Consider the following 22,831-nt stretch of genomic DNA (forward strand, 5'->3'; position numbering starts at 1 on the left):
CTGCTCGACGACCTGGCGTTCCTGGCTGTGCCGGAAGCGCTCGTCGGTCACCCCGTACACCCGGGCGGCCGCCCGCCGACGGTCCGCCGCCGGGTCGCCGCGGCGGCCGGGCAGCAGCCCGAAGGTGTACTGGGCGGCGCGGCCTATCAGGTCGTCGGCGCCGAGCCGCTCGGCGGCGGCGACCAGCAGCCGCTCCGCCCCGTCGGCCAGGTCGTCCTCGCCGGCGGCGTACCCGGCGTGCAGCGTGACGGCGCGCAGCGCCTCGGGCACCAGCGCATGGAGTGCGGGCAGGCCACCGCGGCGAAGCTGCCGCAACTCCCGTACGAGGGCGGCGCGATCGGGCAGCCCATCAGGGTTCGTGCCGTTCAAGCCGTTCATGCCGTTCATGCCGGTCAACATAGCCGTGCGCGCACCGCGGGCACCCGGCCTTCGGAAAGGACGGGGCGGATGGTGTCGCGTTCTCGGTATGTCCCGCGAATTTCACCGTTTCCCGGTGCGCGCGGTGCGGGTCCCGCTACTCTTCCGGTCCAGGCCTCTTCCTGCGCCGAGCCACGCCCTCGACGCCTTCCATGCCGGCAGTTCCTTCACTGCCTTCACTGCCTTCAATTTCTTCAAGGTGATCGTTTCCGGATCGCCGCATTCATCGCGGGGCGTTTTCCGATACGTCCGCTGCCTCTGTCTTGCCCTTCACGCGTCCACTCCGGTATCGCCGGGCCCTCTTTTCCGTGCGCAGGTGAATTCCATGGCCTTTCCTTGCGGTGACGACGCCGGCGACCCCGCTCCGCCGACCTTCGTCGAGCCCGACCATCCCGTCAGCGGTATGGCCGCGCCCGATCCCCGCGGCGCCCCGATCGAGCTGCCGCCCTCGCTGGCCCACCGGTTCCGGACCCGCGAGCGGTTGCCGCGGCAGGAGGAGCGGACGGTGCACCGCGTCGCGGAGGAGGGACGCTCCGCCGAACTGCGGGCGGCCGTGTTCCGGGTCGGCGGCCGGGAGCCCGGCACGGCGGAGCCCGAGCGGATCGTGAAGTGGTACCACCCCGACGCGGCTCCCGACCCGGAGGTCACCCGGCGGCTGTCCCGGCCCCTGCACGCGGGGCTGTCGTACGTCCCGGAGGTGGGCGCGGACCGCGGGGCGCCCTTCCACGTGCTGCCCTCGCACGGCAACACCGATCTCGCCACCCAACTGCGCGGCCACGCGGGCCCCTTGTCCTCCGACGCCGTCCGGGCGCTGGTGGTACGGGTGCACGGCGCGCTGACCGCGCTGCACGAGGCGGGCGTGGTGCACCGGGACGTGAAGCCGTCCAACCTCGTCCTCACCGAGTACGGGCGGCCCGGGAGCGTCGTGCTCATCGACTTCGGCATCTCCCTGGCCGACTCCCCGCGCGACACGGGCGGCGGCTGGGCCGGGACGCCCGGATACATGTCGCCGCAGGCGCAGCTCCGGATCCAGACCGTGCGGCCGCAGGACGACTGGTGGTCGTTCGGGATCGTCGTCGCCGAGGCCGCGCTCGGCCGGCATCCGGTCCCGCACCGCGAGGGCGCCTCGATCATGGACGCGGTCCAGGACGGCGACATCGACCTCTCCGGCATCGGCGACCCGCGGCTGCGCCTGCTGTGCGAGGGGCTGCTGACCTGGCGTCACGAGGACCGCTGGGGCACGAAGGAGGTCGCGGACTGGCTGGCGCACCGCAGCCCCCGGGTCGTACGCGCGGGGCCCGGGCCGCGCGCCGGTACGACGGGGGAGGAGCCGACGGCGCCGCCGCCCGACGCACCGCGCTTCGAGCACGCGGGCCGGGTGTGCGTCCATCCGTCCGAACTGGGCGCGGAGTTCGCCGCCGACTGGGCGGCCATGGCCCGCCGGCTCGCCAAGGGGAAGGAGCGCGAACGGCTGTGCGCGTGGCTCGGCCACTTCCGTCCCACGGCGGACGACGACCGCGCCGCCGCCCTCGACGCACTGCTGGAGGCGCTGAAGCGCAAGCCGAAGCCGGCGACCCTGATCGACCTGGTCCACTGGCTGGCCCCACGGCAGGAGCCGGGCTACCGCGACCTCCCCCTCGGCATGGGCCACCTGCTGCTCTTCGCACGGCGGGCGGCGGCCGGGGACCGGGAGTGCGTCTCCGTGCTCACCGAACTGCGCGAGGGCCGACTGCTGCCCCGGCTGGCCACCTGGCGCGGCGGCGCGGAACTGGCACATGTCGACGACCGCTGGAACCGTTACGGCGAGCGGTGGCGGGCGGCCGTCGCCCGGCTGCCGCAGATCCCCGAACTCGCCGAGGACCGCGGGGGTTTGCGCGCCGCGACCGCCGACGGGCCGCTCCTCCTCGCCCAACTCCTCCAACTGGCCGTCGACCCGGCCACGGTCGCCCGGCCGCTGCGCATGGAACTGCGGGACGCGGTGCTCGCCCTGCCCGCGCAGGTGCCCTGGTTCCTGCGCCTGGCCGAGGACACCGACGATCCCGTCACGCTGCTGCTCACGCTGCGGCTGCTGCCCCTGGCGCGGGAGCAGGCCCGGCGGATCCGGCTGGACCGGGAGAACCTCCGGCAGCTCGCGGCCATGGACACCCGCTCACGGCAGCAGCGGCTGATCCGGCGGCAGTTGGAACTGCCCGTGATGCTGGGCCGGGCGGCCGGCGGCGCGCTCCTGCTGTTCTTCCCGCACGCCTTCGTCGTGGGCGTGGCGGACGTGTACGCCGTCGCGCCGCAGTCCACCGTGCTCGTGGCCTGGCTGCTGAGCGTCCCGTCGCTGGCGGCGCTGCTGGCCATCGAGTGCTGGACCGCGTGGTACGTCGGCCATCTGTACCACCCGCGGTACTCGGTGATGGGCGTGCTCACCCGCCGGGCCCTGCCGGTGACGCGCCGGATCACGGTGCGGGGGTGGCGGCGGTATCTGTGGGCCGGCCTGACCGCGGCGGTCGCCCTGGGCACGGTGGTCGGCACGTTCGTACTGGCGGTGTGGATCTGGCCGCTGGCGACGGTACTGGCGCTGCTGATCTCGGCGGCCCTACGCACAAGATCCTGGCACCGCTACCGCACGGAGGCCCACCGCAACAACCCTCTGACGGCCCAGCCGCTCGGGCCCGACACGCGACCGGTTGCGTGGCCCGGACCCGGACCCGGACCCGGACCCGGACCCGGGTCCGGGCCGGGGTCCGGTGACGGCACCGGCCACGGCGACGGCACCGGCACCGGCGCCGGACCCCTCCCCGGTGTCCCCGGCGCGCGCGGCCCTTCCCGGCACCCTTCCGCCCCTCTGTCCCCGTCCGGATCCCGACCCGGTGCCCGGTCCGATTCCCGTTCTGGAGGAGTGGCGTGAGTAATGCGTACGCCGGTACCGATCTCTACGCCGTGGTCCCGGACGTCTCCGCGTCCGGGTACGGGTCCGGATACGGGTACGCGGCCCAGCCTGATGTGTCGGGCCTGTCCATGCCGGACACCAGCGGCGTCACGGATGTGACGGGCGCGGTGTCCGACGGGGCGACCCACGCGGGTGAAGCCGTCGGCCGCGCCGTCGACCACTCGCTGGACGTCGCCGCGGACCAGGTGCACGACCTGGTCGTACCCGCGCTCCTCGGCCTCGCCGACCTCAGCGGGGCGTTGCTCGTCGCCCGCCTCGCGGTACGCGGCACCGTGGCACTCGCCGCCTTCAACAACAAGGTCGCCGCCGACCAGGAAGCCCTCGCCCACCGCCAGATGTCGCTGGAGAACGGCAGCGAGTGCTGGCGGCGCGCGGCCGAGGCAGCGGCCGGCCTGAACGCCCGGATCACGGTCCTGGGCCTGGGACCCACAGGCCCCGGCGACCCGCCGCTGCCCGTCCCGGTGCAGCCGGTCGGCGTCCCGCTCGACCTGCTGTGGAAGCGGCTCGCCGCGACCGAGCGGGCCCTGCGCCGGGTGGAGGCCCAGCGCGCGTCCCGGGCCACCGCGCGGCTGCCGTTCCAGCACACGGAGGACCCGGAGCGCGCCGACTGGTACGACCGGCTGCGCGAGGAGCGCCGCAGGGCGCTCCTGGAGTACGCCGAGGGCGGCGCGGCCCCCGGGTCCGCCGCCGACACGGCCTCCCGCGCCGGGACCGCCCCGGACACGCCCCCGGCCACCGCGCTCACCGAGGAGGACGTCCTGGACGAGGGCGCCCGCCTGCTGGCCGGTCTGCCGCTGGCGTTCTCCTCCGAGAGCCGGGAACTGATCGACGACTGTCTGCTGGAGGCCCGGCGGGCGGTGACCCGGCGGCCCCGGGCGGTACGGCGCTACCTCGACGAGGCCGCGATCATCGCGCACAACGAGTCGGCCCGGGCCCGCCGGTCCGAAGAGGCCCGCCGGGACGCCGCGCTGCGTCTGCAGGCGCTCCGGGCCCCCGCGCCGGAGGGCGTCGACCCCCTGCCGCAGGCGCCCGCCGCCGTGGACGTACTGGAGCGTGTCCTGCGGGACGGTGTGCCCGCGTCGGCGGCGGACCAGCGGCTCGTCGAGCAGGCCCTCGCGGTGCGTTCCGCCCTGCTGCACCGGGCGTACCTGGTGGCGGCACTCCGCCGGGCGACCGAGCAGTGGGGGGAGGGGTCGGTGCACGCCCGGGCCGACGCCGAGCACTGGGACTTCGCGCCCGCGGCCTGGGGCGGCCAGTACTGGCTACGGGTCCGGCTCAACGCCTCCGGCCAGGCCCGCGTACTCACCATGCGCCGCCCGCTCACCGCGGAGGAGGCCGCCGACCCCGACGTCGTACGGCACCGGCAGGCGCTGGACGCCGAGCGGTGCGCGGAGAGCTCCGCGTACGTCGACGAGCTCGGGCCGCTCAGCGAGGTGGAGGGCGTGCGGGCCGAGTTCGCCTGGACCGAGAGCGGGGTCCTCATGGGCGAGCCGGCCCCGGGCCTCACCGACGCCTTCCGCACCCATGCGGCTGAGGACGCGACCGGAAGCGCGGCCGGGAAGAAGGCGGCACCGGCAGGACGGCCCGCGCAGGCCGGCCGGGCCCGCCGCCGTCCGCCCCAGCAGCCCAAGCACCGGCAGCGCGACGGACATTGACAGACATTGATGGACATCGACCGCCCGACAGACCTTCCCCGCCGCTCCGGAGGACCGACCCTTGGCCAGTAGCTCTTCCTTCGTCTCACCGCTCGACGAGCTGCGCGTGACCCGGACCACCCCGCCGCCCTTCGCGGCGGAACTGGTCCACACGCTCAGCGTCCACTCCCAGTACGTGCTGCACGGGAACATCCGTGACGACTACGTGGTCGCCGACGACCTCACCGACGGCCGCCGCCGGTACCGGGCCCTGGGCCTGGAGGAGCTGCTGTGGGATCCGCTGCGGCGCGCCGGGTACAACAGTCTGCTGCGCTACGACGCGGTGGGGGGCTTCAGCGTCGTCCACAGCGGCGACGAGGACGGCATGAACACGCTGCTGCAGCGCAACACCCGTAAAGTGCCGGGCCGTTCCGACGAGCCGGACACCGAGCAGATGGCCAAGGTCCTGGAGTCGTTCGCGCAGGGCTGGGCCGGTGAGCGGCCCGGCCCCCGGCAGGACGACCCGCGCTACGAGGACTACCAGCAGCCGCTGCCCGCCGCCCTGATCGTCGACTACGCCTCGCGCATCCCCACCCAGGTCAACCAGCTCAGCGACGACGAGCGGACGTTCTTCCTGCGCTGTCTGAAGATCGCCCAGGAGGCGCGGCCCTTCGTCCGCCCCAAGTCGGGCCGCGCCCTGTTCAACCCGGTCATCTGGCTCGCGGACGGCGAACGGGACCTGCCCGCCTGGCTGGTCACGAGCGGTGTACGGGTACGCAGCATCGGCGTGCCCGTGCCGGACCTCGGCCAGCGGCGCCGGATGGCGAAACTGCTCGCCGAGCGGGCCGGCGTACCCGAGACGGTTCCCGGCCTGGACGTGGGCCCCCTGGTCAACCGGGGCGTCCGGGAGGATCCGACGGCCGAGGAGACCGAGCGGTTCGCGCGAGCGGCCACCGGGCTCACCCTGCGCGCCATGCGGGAGAGCATGCGGCTGGCCCGCGCCTCGAAGATCCCCTTCGACCGCATGGAACAGGCTGTACGCATCTACGAGTTGGGCGTCAGCCGCAACCCGTGGACGGGCGGCGCGGTGGCCGACAGCATCCGGGACGGCGAGGCCGCCATCGGCCGGCGGGTACGGGGCCAGGAGAAGGCGGTGACCCAGACCCTGGACGTGCTGAAGCGGGCCGCGCTCGGCCTGTCCGGCGCCCAGGCGTCCGCCGCGAGCGTGCACCGGCCGCGCGGGGTGCTGTTCTTCGCGGGGCCGACCGGCACCGGCAAGACGGAGCTGGCGAAGGCGGTGGCCACCACCCTGTTCGGCTCGGAGGACTCCTGTCTGCGCTTCGACATGAGCGAGTTCTCGGCCCCCCACTCGGCGGACCGGCTGGTGGGCGCCCCGCCCGGCTACGTCGGCTACGAGGCGGGCGGCGAACTGACCCGTGCGGTGCGCGAGGACCCGTTCCGTGTCGTGCTCTTCGACGAGATCGAGAAGGCCGACCGGGGCGTCCTCGACAAGTTCCTCCAGGTCCTGGAGGACGGGCGGCTGACGGACGGCCAGGGAGTGACGACGTACTTCAGCGAGTGCGTCCTCATCTTCACCTCGAACCTGGGCGTCCACGGCCCCCCGGGCCCGGACGGCCGCCCCCAGCCCTCACCGGCGGGGAACGACTGGTCGACCGGCCCCCTGCCCGCCACACCGGAGGAGCGCGCGGCGTTCGAACAGGACATCCTGGACAACGTACGCCACTACTTCGAGCACTCCTTGCAGCGGCCGGAGCTGCTGAACCGGCTCGGCGGCAACGTCGTCGTCTTCCAGTACATCGGCGAGACCACCGCGCAGGAGATCTTCCAGGGGCAGCTGGACAACATCATCGGTCATATGGAACGCCAGGGCGGCCTGCGGCTGGAGGTACTGGCCGGGGCCAGGAAGGTCCTCGCCGACGTCTGCACCGAGAACCTGCGCAACGGCGGCCGGGGCATCGGCATGAAACTGGAGACCCACCTCATCAACCCGCTGGCACGCGGGGTGTTCGACCTCGGCACGCTGGCCGAGGGCACGACGGTCACCGTCTCGAAGGTCACGATCCACGAGGACGGCGGGGTCGAACTGGACCTGCACGCGTCGGCGGACGGGGCGGTGCCCCCGCAGCGGGCGACCGCCCCGTGAGCTCGCACGACGGCTCCGGCGGTGCCCCGCGCCATGTGGACAAAGGGCTGGCGGACGACGGGGACCTGCCCGAGTTCGACGACCTGGACGAGGGGCCGCCCTTCCTGCCGGACGGGAACTTCCCTCCGTCGTCAGGGCCCCCTCCACCCGCACCCCCTCCACCCGCACCCCCGCCACCCGCACCCCCGCCACCCGCGCCGCCGTCCCGCCCCTGCTGGTCCTGCGGTGAGGGTGTGCCCGCCGGGTCGTCCGCCTGTCCCGAGTGCCAGGAGTCGACCCGGCACCTGCGGCTGATCAGCCCCGGGGCGTCGATCGACCGCCGGTTCGGCGCGGGCCCCCCGCTCCGGCTGGGCCGCCATCCGGTCTGGGGCCAGGCCCTGGCGGTCGACCTCTCCGACGACAACGGCCGGGGGGTCTCCCGCCGCCACGCGACCGTCGAGCTGACCCCCGACGGCTCGGTGTGGCTGACGGAGCACCCGAGCGGCACGACGAACGGCACGTACGTCAACGGTGAGCGGATCGAACGGGGTGCCCGGGTCCCCCTGCGCGACGGGGACGTCGTCGGGCTCGGCCGCCATTTCGCGTTCACGCTGCTGACGGTCGAGCCCGACGCGTAGACCCCCCTTACTCAGTCCCGCGGGCCCGGTTCTCGGTCCTGCGGGGGCATGATCACGGCACGCAGGGGAGCCAGCAGCCGGTTCGCCTCGTCACGGCCCGCGGGCGTGGAGAGGTCGTAGGCGGCCGTCGTGTCCACCGCCGTATCGGCCGCATCCGCCCTGTCCGACGCCGACGCCGCCGCCGTACCGCTCGCCAGCGGTTCGTCGCCGCACCGGTCCCCGAACAGCACCACCGCCTCGCGCGGCCGGTGCCGCCGCGACTGCCAGAGCAGCCCCTGCGCGTCCTTGGCCTGCCGCCGGAGCTCCTGGGCCCAGTAGCGGGTCCGGGGGTAGTCGTCCGGTTCGGAGTCGAGCAGCCAGCTGTCCTGGCACACGGCCGCCAGGTCCTCCTCGGCCCGCAGCGAGACGAGCGTCAGCTCGGCCGTGGTGACGACCCGTGTCAGCGTGTACCGGCTCGCCTGCGCCCACGGCACGATCCTGCTGCCGAGCACCGGGTCGAAGTCCATGGACCTGAGCAGTACTTCCGCCAGGGCCGTGGTGGGTTCGAGGGTGGCGTACAGGTAGGGGTACGAGTCGTCGGCCGTGCAGTCGAAGCGGCTGCCGCCGAACAGGGTGTGCGCCTCGACCTTCTTGAAGGCGGTCGCCCGGTAGTCGCTGCGGTGACAGCGCCACAGCGGGGTGCCGGCGGGAAGGACCGTGGTCCGGGGCGCCATGGCGACCTCCGGGGGAAGCTGCCGCGTCATCGGCCTTCCTCCATGAGAGCCAGGGCGGCGTCCGCGAGCCGCTCGTCCGGGATCTGTCCGATCAGCGCGGCGGGCCGGCCGCCCAGCCAGGAGTTCCCGCCCAGCCACCAGTCGGCGGCGCCCCACGGGTCGCGGTCGGCGAGGAGGATGCGGTTGACGCGTACGACGATGTCCCGCGGTCGCCCGGTACCCGGATCGAACTGGAAGTCCGGGCTGCGGGGGCCGCTCTCCGGGTCGGCCAGCACGATGACGTCGGCGGGCTCCGACCCGGCGGACGGGCTTCCGACGGGGGCCGCGGCACGCGAGGGCTCGGCGAGCAGCCGCCGCTTCGCCGCCGCGACGACGGCGGCGACGGTCGCGGGTTCCGCCGTGGGTTCGGGCCCGGGTTCGGGTTCGGGTTCGCGTCGAGGTCCTGGCGGCGTCGACGAAGGTGCCGCGTACAGCGCCTCCAGGGCCGCGAGCACCGCGTCCTGGGACGGCACGACGGCGGTCACGGCGACCGAACGGCCGTGGAGGTGCACCGCGCGGGCCAGTTCGCCGGCGTCGTCGGGCACGGGCCACAGGGAGCGGACGACGGCCATGGTGGCCATGGCGACCCGCTCGGGGTCGGTGCCCGCCTCGCGCAGCCGCTCCAGCATGGTCAGGAAGGTGCGGTACTGGTCGTCGTCCAGCCATCGCCTGAGGTCCTCGCGGTGGCGGACGAGCAGAGCCAGCAGCTCATCGGTGTTCAACGGTGTTCCCTCCGTGTCGGCCGGCCCGGCCGGGGGCGCGGCCCTGTGCGGGTGCGGGACTGCCTTGGTGGATGAAGGGGCCCCAGGCCGCCACGGGCAGCGGCGTGTCGAGCCCGACACGGGCGGCCAGTGGCCGCGGGAGGCCGGGCAGTCGGGGTCGGGTGGCGGGATCGAGTGCCCACAGCTGGGTGCTGCGCAGGGCCAGCGCGGGGTCCGCGCCCTCGGCGAGGAAGTGGTGGACGACGTACATCAGGACGGCCGCACTCGCGTCGTCCAGGCCCCACTTGGAGCCGATCACGTCCGCGGCCCCACACGCCACGAAGGCGGTGGTGAGGGTGAGGGCCTCGTCGTGGTCGCGGGAGCTGAGGTCCGTCTCGCAGGCGCTGAGCACCACCAGCGGGCCGGCCGTGTTCCGGTCGTCGGGGTCGTACGCCCCCAGCAACTGCCGGACGGTGAGGACCCCCGGATCGTCCCCGTCCCTCGCTTGCGCGCCGTTGCCCTCGTTGTCGGTGTCGTCGTTGCCGTCGGTCTTCGTGCGGCGGGGTGTGTGCAGGAGGAGTCCCGAGACGGTGGGCCGGCCGCCGGCGAACCCGTGCACGCTGAGCTGGACGAGCGTGGCGGGCCGCTCGCCCGTACCGCCGGGCAGCAGCGGCAGCAGTTCGCCGGGGGTGCCGTCGACGTCCCACATGTTGCGCACGAAGTAGCCGTAGCAGCGGGCGTCCCGGTAGAAGGACGTCCGCAGCCCGTCGATCTCGTGCTCCGCGTACGGCAGGGTCGCCCGCGGGTCCGCCACCAGGACGGGCGCGGCGGCCACGGGCAGCCGGGCGCGCGCGGCGGACCGCAGGAACTCCGCGCCCGACGCCGCGTAACTGACGACGGCGTGGTCGACGACGTACACGTCCCGCTCCCGCACCGATCCGGCGGGCCCGCCGAGCCGCGCCGCGTGCCAGGGCACGGATCCGAGGTTCCCGGCGGGCAGCAGCACCAGCCGCACCGGGTCCTCGGGCCGCGCGGGCCGACCTGGCCGTACGACGTCGAGGACCGGCCCCATCACGGCCGCTCCCGCCCAGTCGCACAGCTCCTCCAGGGCCGCCTCCCAGGCCGCGACCGCCTCGGCGCGCCCTTCCGCCGTGACGGAGACGCCGGGCGCGGTGAGCAGGGAGCGGTCGCGGGCGGCGTCGAGGTAGCGCTCCAGCGGGCCGCGCTCCGTCGCGGCCAGTCCGGGCAGCGGCAGCGGAAGGGGCGCCATGCCGGGCCGTACGACCAGGCCCCACCCGGGTCCTGGCCCGTCCGCCACGAGGAGATGGACGACCGCGTCCACGCCGACGCGCTGTGCCGTATCGGCGACAAGGCTCCAGTCCGGCCCGCCCGCCGCCTCGCCCGCTGCTTCGTGGGCTGCCTCGCCCGGTACTCCGTCCGCCGCCTCGCCGCCCGCCGCTCCGTCCGGCGTCGTGCGCAGCCGCGGGGTGCTCAGTGCGCTCAGGGCGCTCAGGGCACGGCGGCGCAGGGTGCTGGGGATGAGCGTGTCCGGGGTCTGGGCGGGGTCGCCGGGAGCGGCAGGGCGGGACTCGCCGGAGCGCGCCGCCTCCCGCCACCGCGCGGCGAGTTCGTGCTCGCCGTGCGCCTCCAACTGCTCGGGCACACCGGCGGAGGCCGCCAGAGCCCGGAGCACCAGCGCGCGCCCGGCTTCCAGGACCCGCAGCGCCGTGGCCGCGTCGCCCGCCTCCGCCGCCCAGGAGGCCGCTTTCACGCCCCAGTCGGCGGCGACCCGGGCCGCCGCGAGCCCGTGCTCGGCGCCGACCTGCAGCAGCACGTCCTCGGCGACCTTCTCCAGCAGCCGTTCGGTCGCCTCCAGCGCCCGTGCGGTGTCGCCGGGCGCGCCGCGGGCGCGATGGAGCTGGGCCAGTTGCCGGTAGACCTCCTGTGCGGTGGCGCAGCCGGTGCGGTCGGTGATCGCCGCGCGGGCGCTCTCCATCTCGCGCAGCGCGGCGTCGAGCGCGGCCGGATCGCGGTGGCGCTCGTGCTCGACGGTGAGGGCGAGCGCCATGCCGAGCCGGGTGCGGATGTCCTGGTCGGCGAAGACGGCCGTGCCGCCGAGGGAGGCGTGGACCTGGTCGATCTCCGCGAGGACGGTCCTGGAGGACGGGTCGACGTACTGCTCCAGCGCGTTGATCACGGTTCCGGCCGAGGCCATGACGCCGCGCAGGGCGACCGGCGTGCCGGGGTGCTCCTGCGCCTCCCGCAGATACATCAGCGCCCGCCGCATCGGCGGTCCCACCGCCCTGCCCGCACGCCCGATGGCCATGGCCCGGCGCAGTTGCAGCGCGCCGAGGGTGAACAGGACGAGCGTCGCCGAACTGTCGTGCCCGGTCAGCTCACGGCGCATGTCCAGCAGGACGTCGGCGATGTCGTCGAACGTGTCGAGGTCGTCGTCGTCCGCCTCGGTCATGCGCTGATGGAGCAGCAGGGCCCGCCCGGAGTCGGCCAGTTCCCTGCCCATCGGGCCGGGCGGCATGTGGCGTACGACGTCTCCGCGGCCGAAGCTCTCGGTGAGCAGCCGGTACATGCCCGCCGTGTCCTCGCGGTTGCCGCCGATCAGCGCGGAGCCCGACAGCAGGCCGGCGAGCAGGACGGGGGACACCCCGTTGGGGACGTCCCCGTCGCGGAACGCCTCCAGCAGCGGCTCGCCCGCCTCCACCAGCCGCTCCGCGTCGCCCTCGCGCAGTCCGATGCCCATGCTGATCAGACCGGCGGTGATCTGCTCCTGCCAGGTGCCACGCGGCAGGTCCGCGGCGGCCTGCTGCAGTTCGTCCGGCCCCAGGAAGCCGGGCGCCATCAGTTCCATGATCGGCAGCAACTCGTCCGCGTGGTGCAGGTCAGGGGCGGCGGCGGGCGCGGACGCGGACGCGGAGCCGGAAGCAGAGGCGGAGGTGGAAGTGGAAGCGGAGGCGGAGGCGGAAGTGGCGGCCGGGTCGTCGTCGGGCATCGCCCTGAGGAGTTCCATGGCGGCGCCCATGACCGACGCGAGGTGGGGCGGCATCGCCCCGAACGCGTCCATCCGCTCGCCCAGTTCGAGCATCGAGGTCCGGTCGCCGGCCACGCCGCTCAGCATGCGCATGGTCTGGGTCCAGCGCTCAAGTTCCGGCCGGGACGCGGGATCGGCCGTCTCGGCGAGCTCCTCCAGCAGCGTCACGACCTCGGTGAAGTCGTCCCTCATGGGCCCGCCGGGTGTGAGGTAGGCGGCCCCGACCTTCATCATCTCGGTGAAGTCCGTACGGCCACGCCCCGGTCCGCCGAGCGTGGGGAGGTCGGGTATCAACAGCCGGATCAGCAGCCGGAGTACGGCCTCGCGGGACCGTATCTCCCGCTCCGTGACGGGGACCGCCGCGACCCGGGCCTCCCGGAGCAGCGAGATCGCCTCGGCCCGCTCCTCGGCGGGCGCCGCGGCCCCGCCGGCCAGATGGCGCAGCCCCAGCAGGCTTCCGCGTGCCATCCGCAGGGCCGCGCGTTCGCGTTCCCCTACGGCCGGTTCGGCTTCGGCCAGTTCCCGCAGCATGCGGTCGGTCGTGCCGGGATCGGGTCGGGGCGGGGATGCCTCCGCTCCGCTGCCCGCGCCGGGCCCCGCACCGACGGCGGCCCACTCCCGACCGAGTGCGACGGCCCGTTCGAACAGCCCTCCCGACCCCTCCCCGCCGCACCCTGCCCCCGCGGCCGCCTCGGTATCAGCTCCCCCTGACGTCTCCCCCGTGCCACCCGTTCCCCCGGCACTTCCCTGCGTCCCGCTCACCGTCACGCGCGCCTCCCCCGGATCCCGTTCGCCCCATATGGTGGCGTCGGACGGAGGGCCGTGAGGTGCTTTCAGCCGTATTTCAGCCGTACCAGCCGGTAAACAACCGGACTGGGGGGCAGCGGGCGACATGGGCGGGACCCACCATCGTGCAAGGGGGTGTCCGCGCCGTCCTGGGTTACGGACCGGGGGAGACCCAGGGCCCGCGGCCACCCCCTCCTCACCTCCGGCGGCGGGTCAGTCGGTCAGATCGACCCGTACGGTCAGCAGGTCCTTCCCGAAGAGGCGGACGGCCGTGCTGTTCATGCGGGGCAGGGACGCCAGCCGGGCGCGCGGATCGTCATCCGGCAACAGCTGGGCGGTGCCGTGGTGCCAGCGCCCGCCGACGCGGACGCGGACCTTCGGATCGGCCCGGATGTTCCGCACGTACTGCGACTTCTCGCCGTACTCGGAGACGAACCAGAACTCCCGCCCGACCCGCCGCCCTCCGACCGGTGTCCGCCGGGGCAGCCCGGAGGTACGCCCGGTCGTCTCGACCAGCGTCTGGAACGGCAGCCGGCGGGACAACGGGTTCGCCACATAGCGCTGAACCGCGGTGACGACCCGGAACTTGACGTCTCGATCACGCGGCATACCGGCCCCACCTCTCCCTGCGCACGCCGGACGGCGCCCCGAGGGCGCCGGGGGACGACTTCTGCCGTACGCCGGTGGTCATCGCGAGTCCCTTCCCAGGTGTCGGGTGATGCCGTGGAGGAGCCTGCGGCCCTTCTCCGGCGGCAGAACCATGGTCCCCACGACGTCAAGCACGCGCGGCCCCGGTGCGGGAAACCGCCCGTCCGACAGGCCAGTTGGCCGGATGGGCCCGTCGGACCCCGTCCGTGAAGCTCATCAGCATGATGAAGACCAAGCGGAAGACCGCCCTCCTCGGCGCCTCCGGTGTGCTCCTCGGGCTGACCCTGCCTGTCGCCGCGACAGCCGCACCGGCCGTGACAGCCGCACCGGCCGCGACAGCCGCGTCTGCCACACGGGCCGCACCGGCCGCGACCGCCGATCCCCACACCTCCCTCGCCTCCCACACCCCCCTCACCTGGGGCCCGTGTGAAGGAAGCGGCCTCGACCCCCGGCAGAAGTGCGCCACCGTCCACGTACCCCTGGACTACGCCGACCCGGGAAGCGCGCGGATCGGGATCGCCGTGTCCCGGATTCCCGCCGAGAGGCCGGCCGTCCGTCGCGGGAGCCTGCTGATGATCGCCGGCGGTCCCGGCGGTGGCAGTCTCGACGAGATCTCCGGGAAGGGGCAGCGGCTGCCGCAGGCGGTGCGCGACGCGTACGACCTGGTGGGGTTCGATCCGCGCGGCGTCGGGCGGTCCTCGCCCGTCAGTTGTGGACTCGACCGGGCCGACCTCGCCCAGACCCGGTTCTGGCCCTGGCCCGCCGCCGACGGGTCCGTCGACGAGAACATGGCGACCGCCCGCCGCACGGCCGCCGCCTGCGAGCGCAACGGCGGCGACCTGATCCGGCACATCAGCACCGCGAACAACGCCCGCGACATCGACCGCGTCCGCGCCGCCCTCGGTGAGCGGAAACTGTCCGCGTGGGGCGTCTCGTACGGGGCCTACGCCGGCGCCGTCCACAACGAGTTGTTCCCGCACCGCACCGACCGGCTCGTCCTGGACAGCAACCCGGACGCGACCGGAGCGCGCAGCGGCGGCCAGTTCGCCCGGGGCGCCTGGGCCGCGTTCGAGACGGGGGTCGAGGACACCTTCCCGGCCTTCGCCGAGTGGGCCTCGGCGCCGGGGAACCCGGACCGCCTCGCCGACACGGCCGCCGGCGTGCGGGCGCTCTTCCTGCGGCTCGCCGCGCGGCTCGACCGCGAGCCCGTCCCGTGGCCGGGCGCCGATCCCGCCGAGCTGAACGGCAATGTCCTGCGCCAGACCATGGTCTACGCGCTGTACGAGCCCGACGAGTTCCCCGCGCTGGCCCGGCTGATCCGGGCGGCGCAGAAGGGCGAGGTCCCGCCCGCGCCCGAGCCCGCCCCCGAAGCCCTTCTGCAGAACGGGCTCGCCGTCGCCGTCGCCACCTTCTGCAACGACGGGGACTGGCCGACCGAGGCCGCCGTCTACGAGGAGGGAGTCGCACGCAGCCGCGCGGCGTACCCGCTCACCGCCGGGATGCCCCGCAACGCCACCGCCTGCGCCGCCTGGCCGACGCATCCGCAAAGCGCCCCCGTACGGATCACCGACCGCGGGCCGTCCACCGTGCTGCTCGTGCAGAACGAGCGCGACCCCGCCACCCCCCTCTCCGGCGCCCGCGCCGTCCGGGCCGCGCTGGGGCAGCGGGCCGTCATGGTGACCGTGGACGCGACCGGCCACGACGCCTACCTCGGCAACGGCAACGCCTGCGGAGACCGCGCCGTCACCCGCTACTTGGTCACCGGGCACCGGCCCGCGGGGGACAAGTACTGCCGATAGACCCAGGGTTCACGCACGCCACTGCCGTCACATCTCCTATCCTCGCTGCGAAGGCGTCGGCGGCGATGCGGCGGCGATTCGGCGGGTGTCGGGGATAGAGGAAGTACACATGGACGGGTTGAGCCCGGACGATCCGGGCTGGATAGGCAATTACCGGCTGCTCGGCAGACTCGGCGAGGGCGGCATGGGGCGGGTGTACCTGGCCCGCTCCGACCGCGGCCGTACCGTCGCGGTCAAGGTCGTCCAGGAGCAGCTGGCCCGCAAGCCCGACTTCAGGCGGCGTTTCGCGCAGGAGGTGAAGGCCGCCCAGCGGGTCGGCGGCGAGTGGACGGCCCCCGTCCTGGACGCCGACACGGAGGCGGCGACCCCGTGGGTGGCCACCGGCTATGTCGCCGGTCCCTCCCTCGCCGAGGTGGTGGACAAGCAGTACGGCCCGCTGCCCCCGAACTCCGTACGGGCCCTGGGTATCGGGCTCGTCCGCGCGCTGCAGGCCATCCACGGTGCCGGGCTCGTGCACCGCGACCTCAAGCCGTCCAACGTCCTGGTGACGATCGACGGGCCGCGTGTCATCGACTTCGGTATCGCCCGTGCCCTCGACCCGGCCATGCAGTCCACCGACGGGCTGACGATGACGGGCGCGGTCGTCGGTTCGCCCGGCTTCATGTCGCCCGAGCAGGTGCGCGGCGAGCGCGTGACGTACGCGAGCGACGTCTTCTGCCTCGGTGCCGTCCTCGCGTACACCGCGTCGGGCAAGCTGCCGTTCGGCACGGGTGAGGGCGGGATCCACTCGCTGCTCTACCGGATCGCGAGCGAGGAACCGGACCTGGCGGGGGTGCCCGCTCCCTGGGACCAGCTGATCGCCTCGTGTCTCGCGAAGGACCCGTCCCAACGGCCGTCGCTGGAGACGCTGCTGGCGCGTATCGAGAGCATGGAGGACACCGGCGGCGCGTGGCTGCCGGGCGAGGTGCTGGCCGAGCTGGGCCGCCACGCCGTGCGGCTCCTCAACAGCGAGGACCCGGAGAGCCGGCAGGGCGCACCGGGCGCGCAGCTACCGCAGAGTCACGCGCTCGCCGCCCGGGCCCAAGCCCATGCCCAGGCTCATGCCCCGGCTCCGGCACACGCCTCGGCACAGGCCCCCGCGCCGCAGGCCCCCGTACAGGGTTTCGGGCCTCCCGTGTCGTACGACCCCGCGCACAACCCGTCCCCGCCCCCGTGGCAGCAGAGCCCTCCGCCGGGGAGCCTGCACGCGGGCAGCCCTCCGCCCGGCAGTCTGCGGCCCCCGCCGCACTACTTCTCGCCACGCCCGCCGGCCCGCTCGGCGCGTGGGCTGGGCATCGGACTGTCGCTCCTGCTGGGCCTCTACACCCTGCCCCTGCTGATCCGGGGCGCCGTCCTGGGCGAGGCCTATCTCCGGCTCGACGCGCAGGGCGGTGACGCCAACCCCGGTGTCATCCAGGACTACGACGTGCTGACCCTCGCGACGGACGCGCTGGACCTCTTCGAATCGGCGGTGGGCCTGGCCCTGCTGATCGTGTGGCCGCTCTGGTTCCAGCGCATGCGCAACAACGCCGACGCCTTCGCGCCGGTGCGCCTGCGCTTCGCGCCCGGCATGGCGGCGGGCGCCTGGTTCATCCCGGGCGTCAACCTCTTCATGCCCAAGCAGCTGACCAACGACATCTGGACGGCGACGGCGGGCCGGGCCCGGGGCGCCGGGCGATGGCTGATGCACACCTGGTGGTGGTGCTGGATCGGCTACGTCCTGGCGTACGCGAACAGCTTCTTCAGTGACTGGTACGGCAACGAGACCGCCTCCGAGGCCATGGCCGACATCATCGACATGCAGATCGCCGCCTGTGCCGGAGTCGTGAGCGCCGTGGCAGCCGTCTTCTTCGTCAAGCGGCTCACGTCCATGCAGCAGACCCGCATCGCGGAGGCCCGGGGCATCGGGACCGCCTGAGCGACCGGGTTCGGTGAGGGCCGGGCAGCACAGCGGCCCGGCCCTCACCGAACCGGCGGCGAAGCAGCGCCCTACCGGCCCAGGAAGATCGGGTTCGTGAACGCCGCCAGGGCCCCCGGCAACGGCCCGGCCGCCGCCTCGTGCCGCACCTCCGCGCGCACGTACGCCGCGTACTGGGCCGTCGTACGCCACTCCACCGTGCCGGAGCCCGCCACCGGCAGGACGGCGCTCGTGTGCAGGACGCCCTGGTCCGTGACGAAGCGGACCGTGCAGCGGGGGGTGCCCGAGACCTCCAGGCGGACGGTGACCGGGTCGTCGCGGTCCACCCTCAACCGGCCGCCGATGCCGGCGTGTTCGCCCTTCGGGCCGGTCGCCGAGAACGACAGCGACACCGCCTTCGACTCGGCCACGTAACTGCGGCCGGCGCGGATGCCCTCCTGGATGGCCTCGCGGGACAGTTCGTCGGCGAGGACGACGGTCTGCGGGGTGCCGACCGGGTCGGGGTCGCGGTGGGCGTCGCTGTTGCCCATCGCGGGGATCCAGTCCCGGCCGCCCCGGCCCTCCCGTACGGAGGCCACCAGCATGCTGTCCCAGTCGGCGAGCGACACCTCGTCGTCGGGCCCGTACGCGCCGTTCCACACCTCGACCGCGTCCGCCTCGCCGAAGCCGAACTTCCAGTTGCAGCCGACGCAGGTGGCGTGCGGGTGGGCGGGGACGACCAGACCGCCGGCCTGGCGGATGCGGCGCGCGTACTTGCCGAAGCGGTTGTCGCGGGCCCGGTAGCGCCAGTCGACGAACGTGCCCGGGTCCGTGCCGAGCGCGACGACGTGACCGTTCCTCGTCGTCACCTCCTCGCCCAGCAGGATCAGCAGCTCGCCGTCCGGGTGGGGGCCCGCCTGGTCGGCCCAGTGGGCGTGCGCGGAGTGCGTGTTGTGCTCGGACGAGTTGATGAAGTCCAGGCCCGCGGCCCGCGCGAGCGCCGCGATCTCGGCGGGGGTGCGGCGGCCGTCCGAGTACCAGGAGTGCAGATGGCAGTCGCCCCGGTACCAGGCCCGCCCGCGCCCCTTGGCCCGCGACGGCGGGTACACGGGCTTCACCGTCTCGCCCGGTTCGCCGTACGTCAGCGTGATGGTGACCTCGTACGCGAGGCCCTGCGGAGCCACCGTGTACGGGCCCAGCGCGATGTGCCAGGTGCCCTCGCGGACCGGGCCCGGGAGGTAGCCGGGTGTCGCGTCGTCCGCGCGGATGAAGAACTCCGTGCGCGCGCCGCCCGACCAGCCCCGGAAGCCCCTGCCGCCCAGCTCGGTGCCGTGCTGGTCGAAGATGCCGATGTCCAGGGCGTTGCCCGCGGTGCCGGCCGGGACGGCGGGCCGCTCGTAGGTGTACGCGACCTTGATCTCCCGCACCCCGGAGGGGACTTCGACGGGCAGGTACACGAAGTCCGGTGAGCCGGTGGGCAGGGTGCCGCGGACGGTCCGGGTCTCGGAGGCCTGGGCCGCGTCGGCCGCTTCGCTCGGAAAGCTCACGCTTCCCAACGTAAGCGCGGCGGCGGCCCCCGTCACGAACAGGGCGCGTCTGCCGACGCCGTGGTCACCGCTGTGGTCGTCCTCGCACATGCTGCTGCTCCCCAGGTCGTCGTGAGTCACATGGCACTGATGGCGTGGGTGTGGTGCCTGCCAGCCTCGTATTCAGCCGTGAACTGCGGGGCAAGGGAAGGGGATCGGCAGCTTTCGGGAACGGACCACTCGGACGACGCGGTGTGAACACGCGCACCTGTGAATGCCGACCGGTCGGTATGGACAGCTGTACCGCGGGCCGGTAGAGATGGGGGATGCGCATCTCCGTGACGATCTTCCTCACCGATGAGACGATCACTCCGACCCGGCTCGCCCGTGAGCTGGAGCAACGCGGCTTCGCCGGGCTCTATCTGCCCGAACACACCCACATCCCCGTGGAGCGGGCCACCCCGTACCCGGCGGGTGGTGAACTGCCGCCCGAGTACGGCCGCACCCTCGACCCCTTCGTCGCCCTCGGCCAGGCGGCGGCCGTCACCGAGTCCCTCGGGCTCGGCACCGGCATCACCCTGGTCGCCCAGCACGACCCGATCGACCTCGCCAAGCAGGTCGCGACCCTCGACCACCTCTCCGGTGGCCGTTTCACCCTCGGCGTCGGCTTCGGCTGGAACGTCGAGGAAGCCGCCGACCACGGCGTCGAGTGGCGTACGCGGCGGGAGCTGGGCCGCGACCGGATGGCGCTGATGCGGGCCCTGTGGTCGCCCGAACCGACCGCGTACGAGGGCCGGTTCGACTCGGTGCGGGCCAGCCACGCCTACCCCAAGCCCGTGCAGAAGCCGCGCGGTCCGCTCGTCGGGCCGCGCACGCTCATCGGGGGAGCGGCCGGCCCCAAGCTCTTCGCGCACATCGCCGAGTACGCGGACGGCTGGCTGCCCATCGGCGGCCGGGGCCTGACCGAGTCGCTGCCCGTGCTGCGGACCGCCTGGGCCGAGGCGGGCCGCGAGCCCGAGAACCTCCAGGTCGTGCCCTACGCCGTACTGCCCGGCGCCGGAAAGCTCGCGCACTACGCGGACCTCGGCGTCGAGGAGGTCGTCCTCCAGCTGCCGCCGGCCGGTGAGGGAGAGGTGCTGCGGGTGCTGGACGAGTTCGCGCCGTTCGTCCGGTGAGCCGCGGGGGCGCCGCCGGTGAGCCGTTTGTGACGCGGCACACCCGTAAGGCCTGATCACTGCGATCGTATGCTCGAAGGATGACGACTTCCGCGACCTCCGGAACCGGGCCCACCGAGAACGCCATGCGGCGCGCGCTCAAACGCGCCCGCGACGGCGTCGCCCTCGACGTCACCGAGGCCGCCGTGCTGCTCCAGGCGCGCGGCGCCGACCTGGACGACCTGACCACGTCCGCCGCGCGGGTGCGGGACGCGGGCCTCGCGGCGGCGGGCCGCCCCGGCGTGATCACGTACTCGAAGAGCGTCTTCATCCCGCTCACCCGGCTGTGCCGGGACAAGTGCCACTACTGCACGTTCGTGACCGTCCCGGGCAAGCTGCGCCGGGCCGGCCACGGCATGTTCATGTCCCCGGACGAGGTGCTCGACATCGCCCGCAAGGGCGCCGCGGCCGGCTGCAAGGAAGCCCTGATCACCCTCGGCGACAAGCCGGAGGACCGCTGGCCCGAGGCGCGCGAATGGCTCGACGCGCACGGCTACGACGACACGATCGCGTACGTACGGGCCATCTCCATCCGCATCCTGGAGGAGACGGGCCTGCTGCCCCACCTCAACCCGGGTGTCATGTCGTGGACCGACTTCCAGCGGCTCAAGCCCGTCGCGCCGAGCATGGGCATGATGCTGGAGACGACCGCGACCCGGCTGTGGAGCGAGCCCGGCGGCCCGCACCACGGCTCCCCGGACAAGGAGCCCGCGGTCCGGCTGCGGGTCCTGGAGGACGCGGGCCGCTCCTCCGTCCCCTTCACCAGCGGACTGCTGATCGGCATCGGCGAGACGTACGAGGAGCGCGCCGACGGCCTGTTCGCGCTGCGGCGCGTCTCCCGTGCCTACCACGGCGTCCAGGAACTGATCATCCAGAACTTCCGCGCCAAGCCGGACACGGCGATGCGCGGCATGCCGGACGCCGAACTCGACGAGCTGATCGCGACGGTCGCCGTGGCCCGGCACATCATGGGCCCCGCCGCCTGCCTCCAGGCGCCGCCCAACCTCGTCGACTCCGAGTACGCGCGGCTGATCGGCGCCGGGATCGACGACTGGGGCGGGGTCTCACCGCTGACCATCGACCACGTCAACCCCGAGCGCCCCTGGCCGCAGATCGACCTGCTCCGCGAGCAGTCCGCCGAGGCGGGCTTCGAACTGCGCGAACGCCTCTGCGTCTACCCGGAGTTCGTGCGGCGCGGCGAGCCGTGGCTGGACCCGCGGCTGCTCCCGCACGTACGGGCGCTCGCCGACCCGGAGACCGGGCTCGCCGTGCCGGACGCGGTCGTGGAGGGCCACCCCTGGCAGGAGCCCGAGGAGGCGTTCACGTCGTCGGGGCGGACGGATCTGCACGCGTCCATCGACACCGAGGGCCGCACCTCCGACCGGCGCGAGGACTACGACCACGTGTACGGCGACTGGGACGCGCTGCGGGAGGCCGCGGCGCCCGGCATGGTCCCGTCCCGTATCGACACGGACGTACGGGGGGCCCTCGCGACGGCCGCCGACGATCCGACCCGCCTCACCGACGACGAGGCCCTCGCCCTGCTCCACGCGGACGGCCCGGCCCTGGACGCGCTCTGCCGGATCGCCGACGACGTCCGCAAGTCGGCGGTCGGCGACGACGTCACGTACATCGTCACGCGGAACATCAACTTCACCAACGTCTGCTACACCGGCTGCCGGTTCTGCGCCTTCGCCCAGCGCCGCACCGACGCGGACGCCTACACGCTCTCCCTGGACCAGGTCGCCGACCGTGCCGCGCAGGCCTGGGACGTCGGGGCCGTCGAGGTCTGCATGCAGGGCGGCATCCACCCCGACCTGCCCGGCACCGCCTACTTCGACATCGCGCGCGCCGTGAAGGAGCGCGTCCCCGGCATGCACGTGCACGCCTTCTCACCGATGGAGGTCGTCAACGGCGCGACCCGTACGGGTATGTCCATCCGCGAGTGGCTGACGGCCGCGAAGGAGGCGGGCCTCGACTCCATCCCCGGCACCGCCGCGGAGATCCTCGACGACGAGGTCCGCTGGATCCTCACCAAGGGCAAGCTCCCCACGGCGACCTGGATCGAGGTCGTCACCACGGCCCACGAACTCGGCATCCGCTCGTCCTCCACGATGATGTACGGGCATGTGGACCAGCCCCGCCACTGGCTCGGCCACTTCCGTACGCTCTCCCGGATCCAGCAGCAGACCGGCGGCTTCACGGAGTTCGTCACCCTGCCCTTCATCCACACCAACGCGCCCGTGTACCTGGCGGGCATCGCCCGGCCCGGCCCCACGACCCGCGACAACCGCGCGGTGATCGCGATGGCCCGGCTCCTGCTCCACCCGCACATCCCCAACATCCAGACCAGCTGGGTGAAGCTGGGCACGGAGGGCGCGGCCGAGATGCTGCGCTCCGGCGCCAACGACCTCGGCGGCACGCTGATGGAGGAGACCATCTCCCGGATGGCGGGGTCGAGTTACGGCTCGTACAAGTCCGTGAAGGACCTGATCGCGGTGGCGGAGGCGGCGGGCCGCCCGGCGAAGCCGCGGACCACGCTGTACGGGGAGGTGCCGGACGAGCGCCAGCGGGCCGCGGCGGTCTCCGACGGGCACCTGCCCGAGCTGCTGCCGGTCCTGGAGTAGCGGGCCGTCCTCCGGAGCCGGCGGGG

Annotated in this window: 13 protein-coding genes and 1 pseudogene; 8 read left to right on the forward strand and 6 right to left on the reverse strand. The window is 73.8% G+C overall.

Translation table 11 applies throughout. The features are described 5' to 3' along the window. A pseudogene (locus IE278_RS21820) lies at positions 1-387 on the reverse strand (macro domain-containing protein); the annotation flags it as partial. A gap of 355 nt (positions 388-742) precedes the next feature. Here IE278_RS21820 and IE278_RS21825 point away from each other — a divergent pair. The 4 genes from IE278_RS21825 (at position 743) to IE278_RS21840 (ending at position 7,770) form a co-directional block, all read left to right on the forward strand. After that, complete coding sequence (locus IE278_RS21825) at positions 743-3,313, forward strand: protein kinase domain-containing protein (RefSeq protein WP_189774798.1); 2,571 nt, start codon at positions 743-745, stop codon at positions 3,311-3,313. Then, positions 3,310-5,010, forward strand: a complete 1,701-nt coding sequence (locus IE278_RS21830) for a hypothetical protein (protein WP_189774800.1) — start codon at positions 3,310-3,312, stop codon at positions 5,008-5,010. Before IE278_RS21825 ends, IE278_RS21830 begins: the two co-directional genes overlap by 4 nt. Before the next feature lie 61 nt (positions 5,011-5,071). After that, entirely contained in the window at positions 5,072-7,153 is a 2,082-nt protein-coding gene (locus IE278_RS21835; protein ID WP_246570504.1) for an AAA family ATPase, read from the forward strand. Continuing rightward, positions 7,150-7,770 (forward strand): FHA domain-containing protein, encoded by a 621-nt coding sequence (locus IE278_RS21840; protein WP_189774802.1) that lies wholly within the window; start codon positions 7,150-7,152, stop codon positions 7,768-7,770. The genes IE278_RS21835 and IE278_RS21840 overlap by 4 nt, the downstream gene beginning before the upstream one ends. An 11-nt stretch (positions 7,771-7,781) precedes the next feature. Here IE278_RS21840 and IE278_RS21845 read toward each other — a convergent pair whose 3' ends face one another. The 4 genes from IE278_RS21845 to IE278_RS21860 all read right to left on the reverse strand — a co-directional run bounded on the left by IE278_RS21845 (position 7,782) and on the right by IE278_RS21860 (position 13,664). Next, a complete protein-coding gene (locus IE278_RS21845) occupies positions 7,782-8,513 on the reverse strand; it encodes an RES family NAD+ phosphorylase (RefSeq protein ID WP_189774804.1) in 732 nt (243 codons plus the stop codon). Then, on the reverse strand, positions 8,510-9,244 hold the full coding sequence (locus tag IE278_RS21850; protein ID WP_189774806.1) for a hypothetical protein: 735 nt from the start codon (positions 9,242-9,244) through the stop codon (positions 8,510-8,512). Before IE278_RS21850 ends, IE278_RS21845 begins: the two co-directional genes overlap by 4 nt. Beyond that, complete coding sequence (locus IE278_RS21855) at positions 9,231-12,800, reverse strand: CHAT domain-containing protein (protein WP_189774808.1); 3,570 nt, start codon at positions 12,798-12,800, stop codon at positions 9,231-9,233. Before IE278_RS21855 ends, IE278_RS21850 begins: the two co-directional genes overlap by 14 nt. Positions 12,801-13,268: 468 nt before the next feature. After that, on the reverse strand, positions 13,269-13,664 hold the full coding sequence (locus IE278_RS21860) for a nitroreductase/quinone reductase family protein (RefSeq protein WP_189774810.1): 396 nt from the start codon (positions 13,662-13,664) through the stop codon (positions 13,269-13,271). A 260-nt stretch (positions 13,665-13,924) separates the two neighbouring features. Here IE278_RS21860 and IE278_RS21865 point away from each other — a divergent pair, with 260 nt between their 5' ends. Further along, positions 13,925-15,502 carry an alpha/beta hydrolase gene (locus tag IE278_RS21865; protein WP_189774812.1) on the forward strand — a complete coding sequence of 526 codons (1,578 nt, stop codon included), beginning with the start codon at positions 13,925-13,927 and terminating at the stop codon, positions 15,500-15,502. Between the two features lie 109 nt (positions 15,503-15,611). Next, positions 15,612-17,459, forward strand: a complete 1,848-nt coding sequence (locus IE278_RS21870; RefSeq protein ID WP_189774814.1) for a protein kinase domain-containing protein — start codon at positions 15,612-15,614, stop codon at positions 17,457-17,459. A 71-nt stretch (positions 17,460-17,530) separates the two neighbouring features. Here the strand turns inward: IE278_RS21870 and IE278_RS21875 are convergent, their stop codons facing one another. Further along, the gene (locus IE278_RS21875; protein ID WP_189775058.1) at positions 17,531-19,075 is read right to left on the reverse strand and encodes a CehA/McbA family metallohydrolase; all 1,545 of its coding nucleotides are present in this window, start codon (positions 19,073-19,075) and stop codon (positions 17,531-17,533) included. A 215-nt stretch (positions 19,076-19,290) separates the two neighbouring features. Here IE278_RS21875 and IE278_RS21880 point away from each other — a divergent pair, with 215 nt between their 5' ends. Together IE278_RS21880 and IE278_RS21885 are read left to right on the forward strand one after the other, a co-directional pair. Continuing rightward, positions 19,291-20,139 (forward strand): LLM class F420-dependent oxidoreductase, encoded by an 849-nt coding sequence (locus IE278_RS21880; RefSeq protein WP_189774816.1) that lies wholly within the window; start codon positions 19,291-19,293, stop codon positions 20,137-20,139. A gap of 80 nt (positions 20,140-20,219) precedes the next feature. Continuing rightward, positions 20,220-22,805 (forward strand): bifunctional FO biosynthesis protein CofGH, encoded by a 2,586-nt coding sequence (locus IE278_RS21885; protein ID WP_189774818.1) that lies wholly within the window; start codon positions 20,220-20,222, stop codon positions 22,803-22,805. The last annotated feature ends 26 nt before the right edge of the window (positions 22,806-22,831 follow it).

Origin of the sequence: Streptomyces tauricus, from assembly GCF_014650955.1 — a bacterium.
GTDB lineage: Bacteria > Actinomycetota > Actinomycetes > Streptomycetales > Streptomycetaceae > Streptomyces > Streptomyces tauricus.

Excerpts from the sequence above, each read along its gene's own strand:
- IE278_RS21880 (WP_189774816.1), top strand. The coding sequence starts at position 19,291 with ATGCGCATCTCCGTGACGATCTTCCTCACCGATGAGACGATCACTCCG.
- IE278_RS21870 (WP_189774814.1), top strand. The coding sequence starts at position 15,612 with ATGGACGGGTTGAGCCCGGACGATCCGGGCTGGATAGGCAATTACCGG.
- IE278_RS21825 (WP_189774798.1), top strand. The coding sequence starts at position 743 with ATGGCCTTTCCTTGCGGTGACGACGCCGGCGACCCCGCTCCGCCGACC.
- IE278_RS21865 (WP_189774812.1), top strand. The coding sequence starts at position 13,925 with ATGATGAAGACCAAGCGGAAGACCGCCCTCCTCGGCGCCTCCGGTGTG.
- IE278_RS21855 (WP_189774808.1), bottom strand. The coding sequence starts at position 12,800 with ATGCTGCGGGAACTGGCCGAAGCCGAACCGGCCGTAGGGGAACGCGAA.
- IE278_RS21845 (WP_189774804.1), bottom strand. The coding sequence starts at position 8,513 with ATGACGCGGCAGCTTCCCCCGGAGGTCGCCATGGCGCCCCGGACCACG.
- IE278_RS21885 (WP_189774818.1), top strand. The coding sequence starts at position 20,220 with ATGACGACTTCCGCGACCTCCGGAACCGGGCCCACCGAGAACGCCATG.
- IE278_RS21860 (WP_189774810.1), bottom strand. The coding sequence starts at position 13,664 with ATGCCGCGTGATCGAGACGTCAAGTTCCGGGTCGTCACCGCGGTTCAG.
- IE278_RS21875 (WP_189775058.1), bottom strand. The coding sequence starts at position 19,075 with ATGTGCGAGGACGACCACAGCGGTGACCACGGCGTCGGCAGACGCGCC.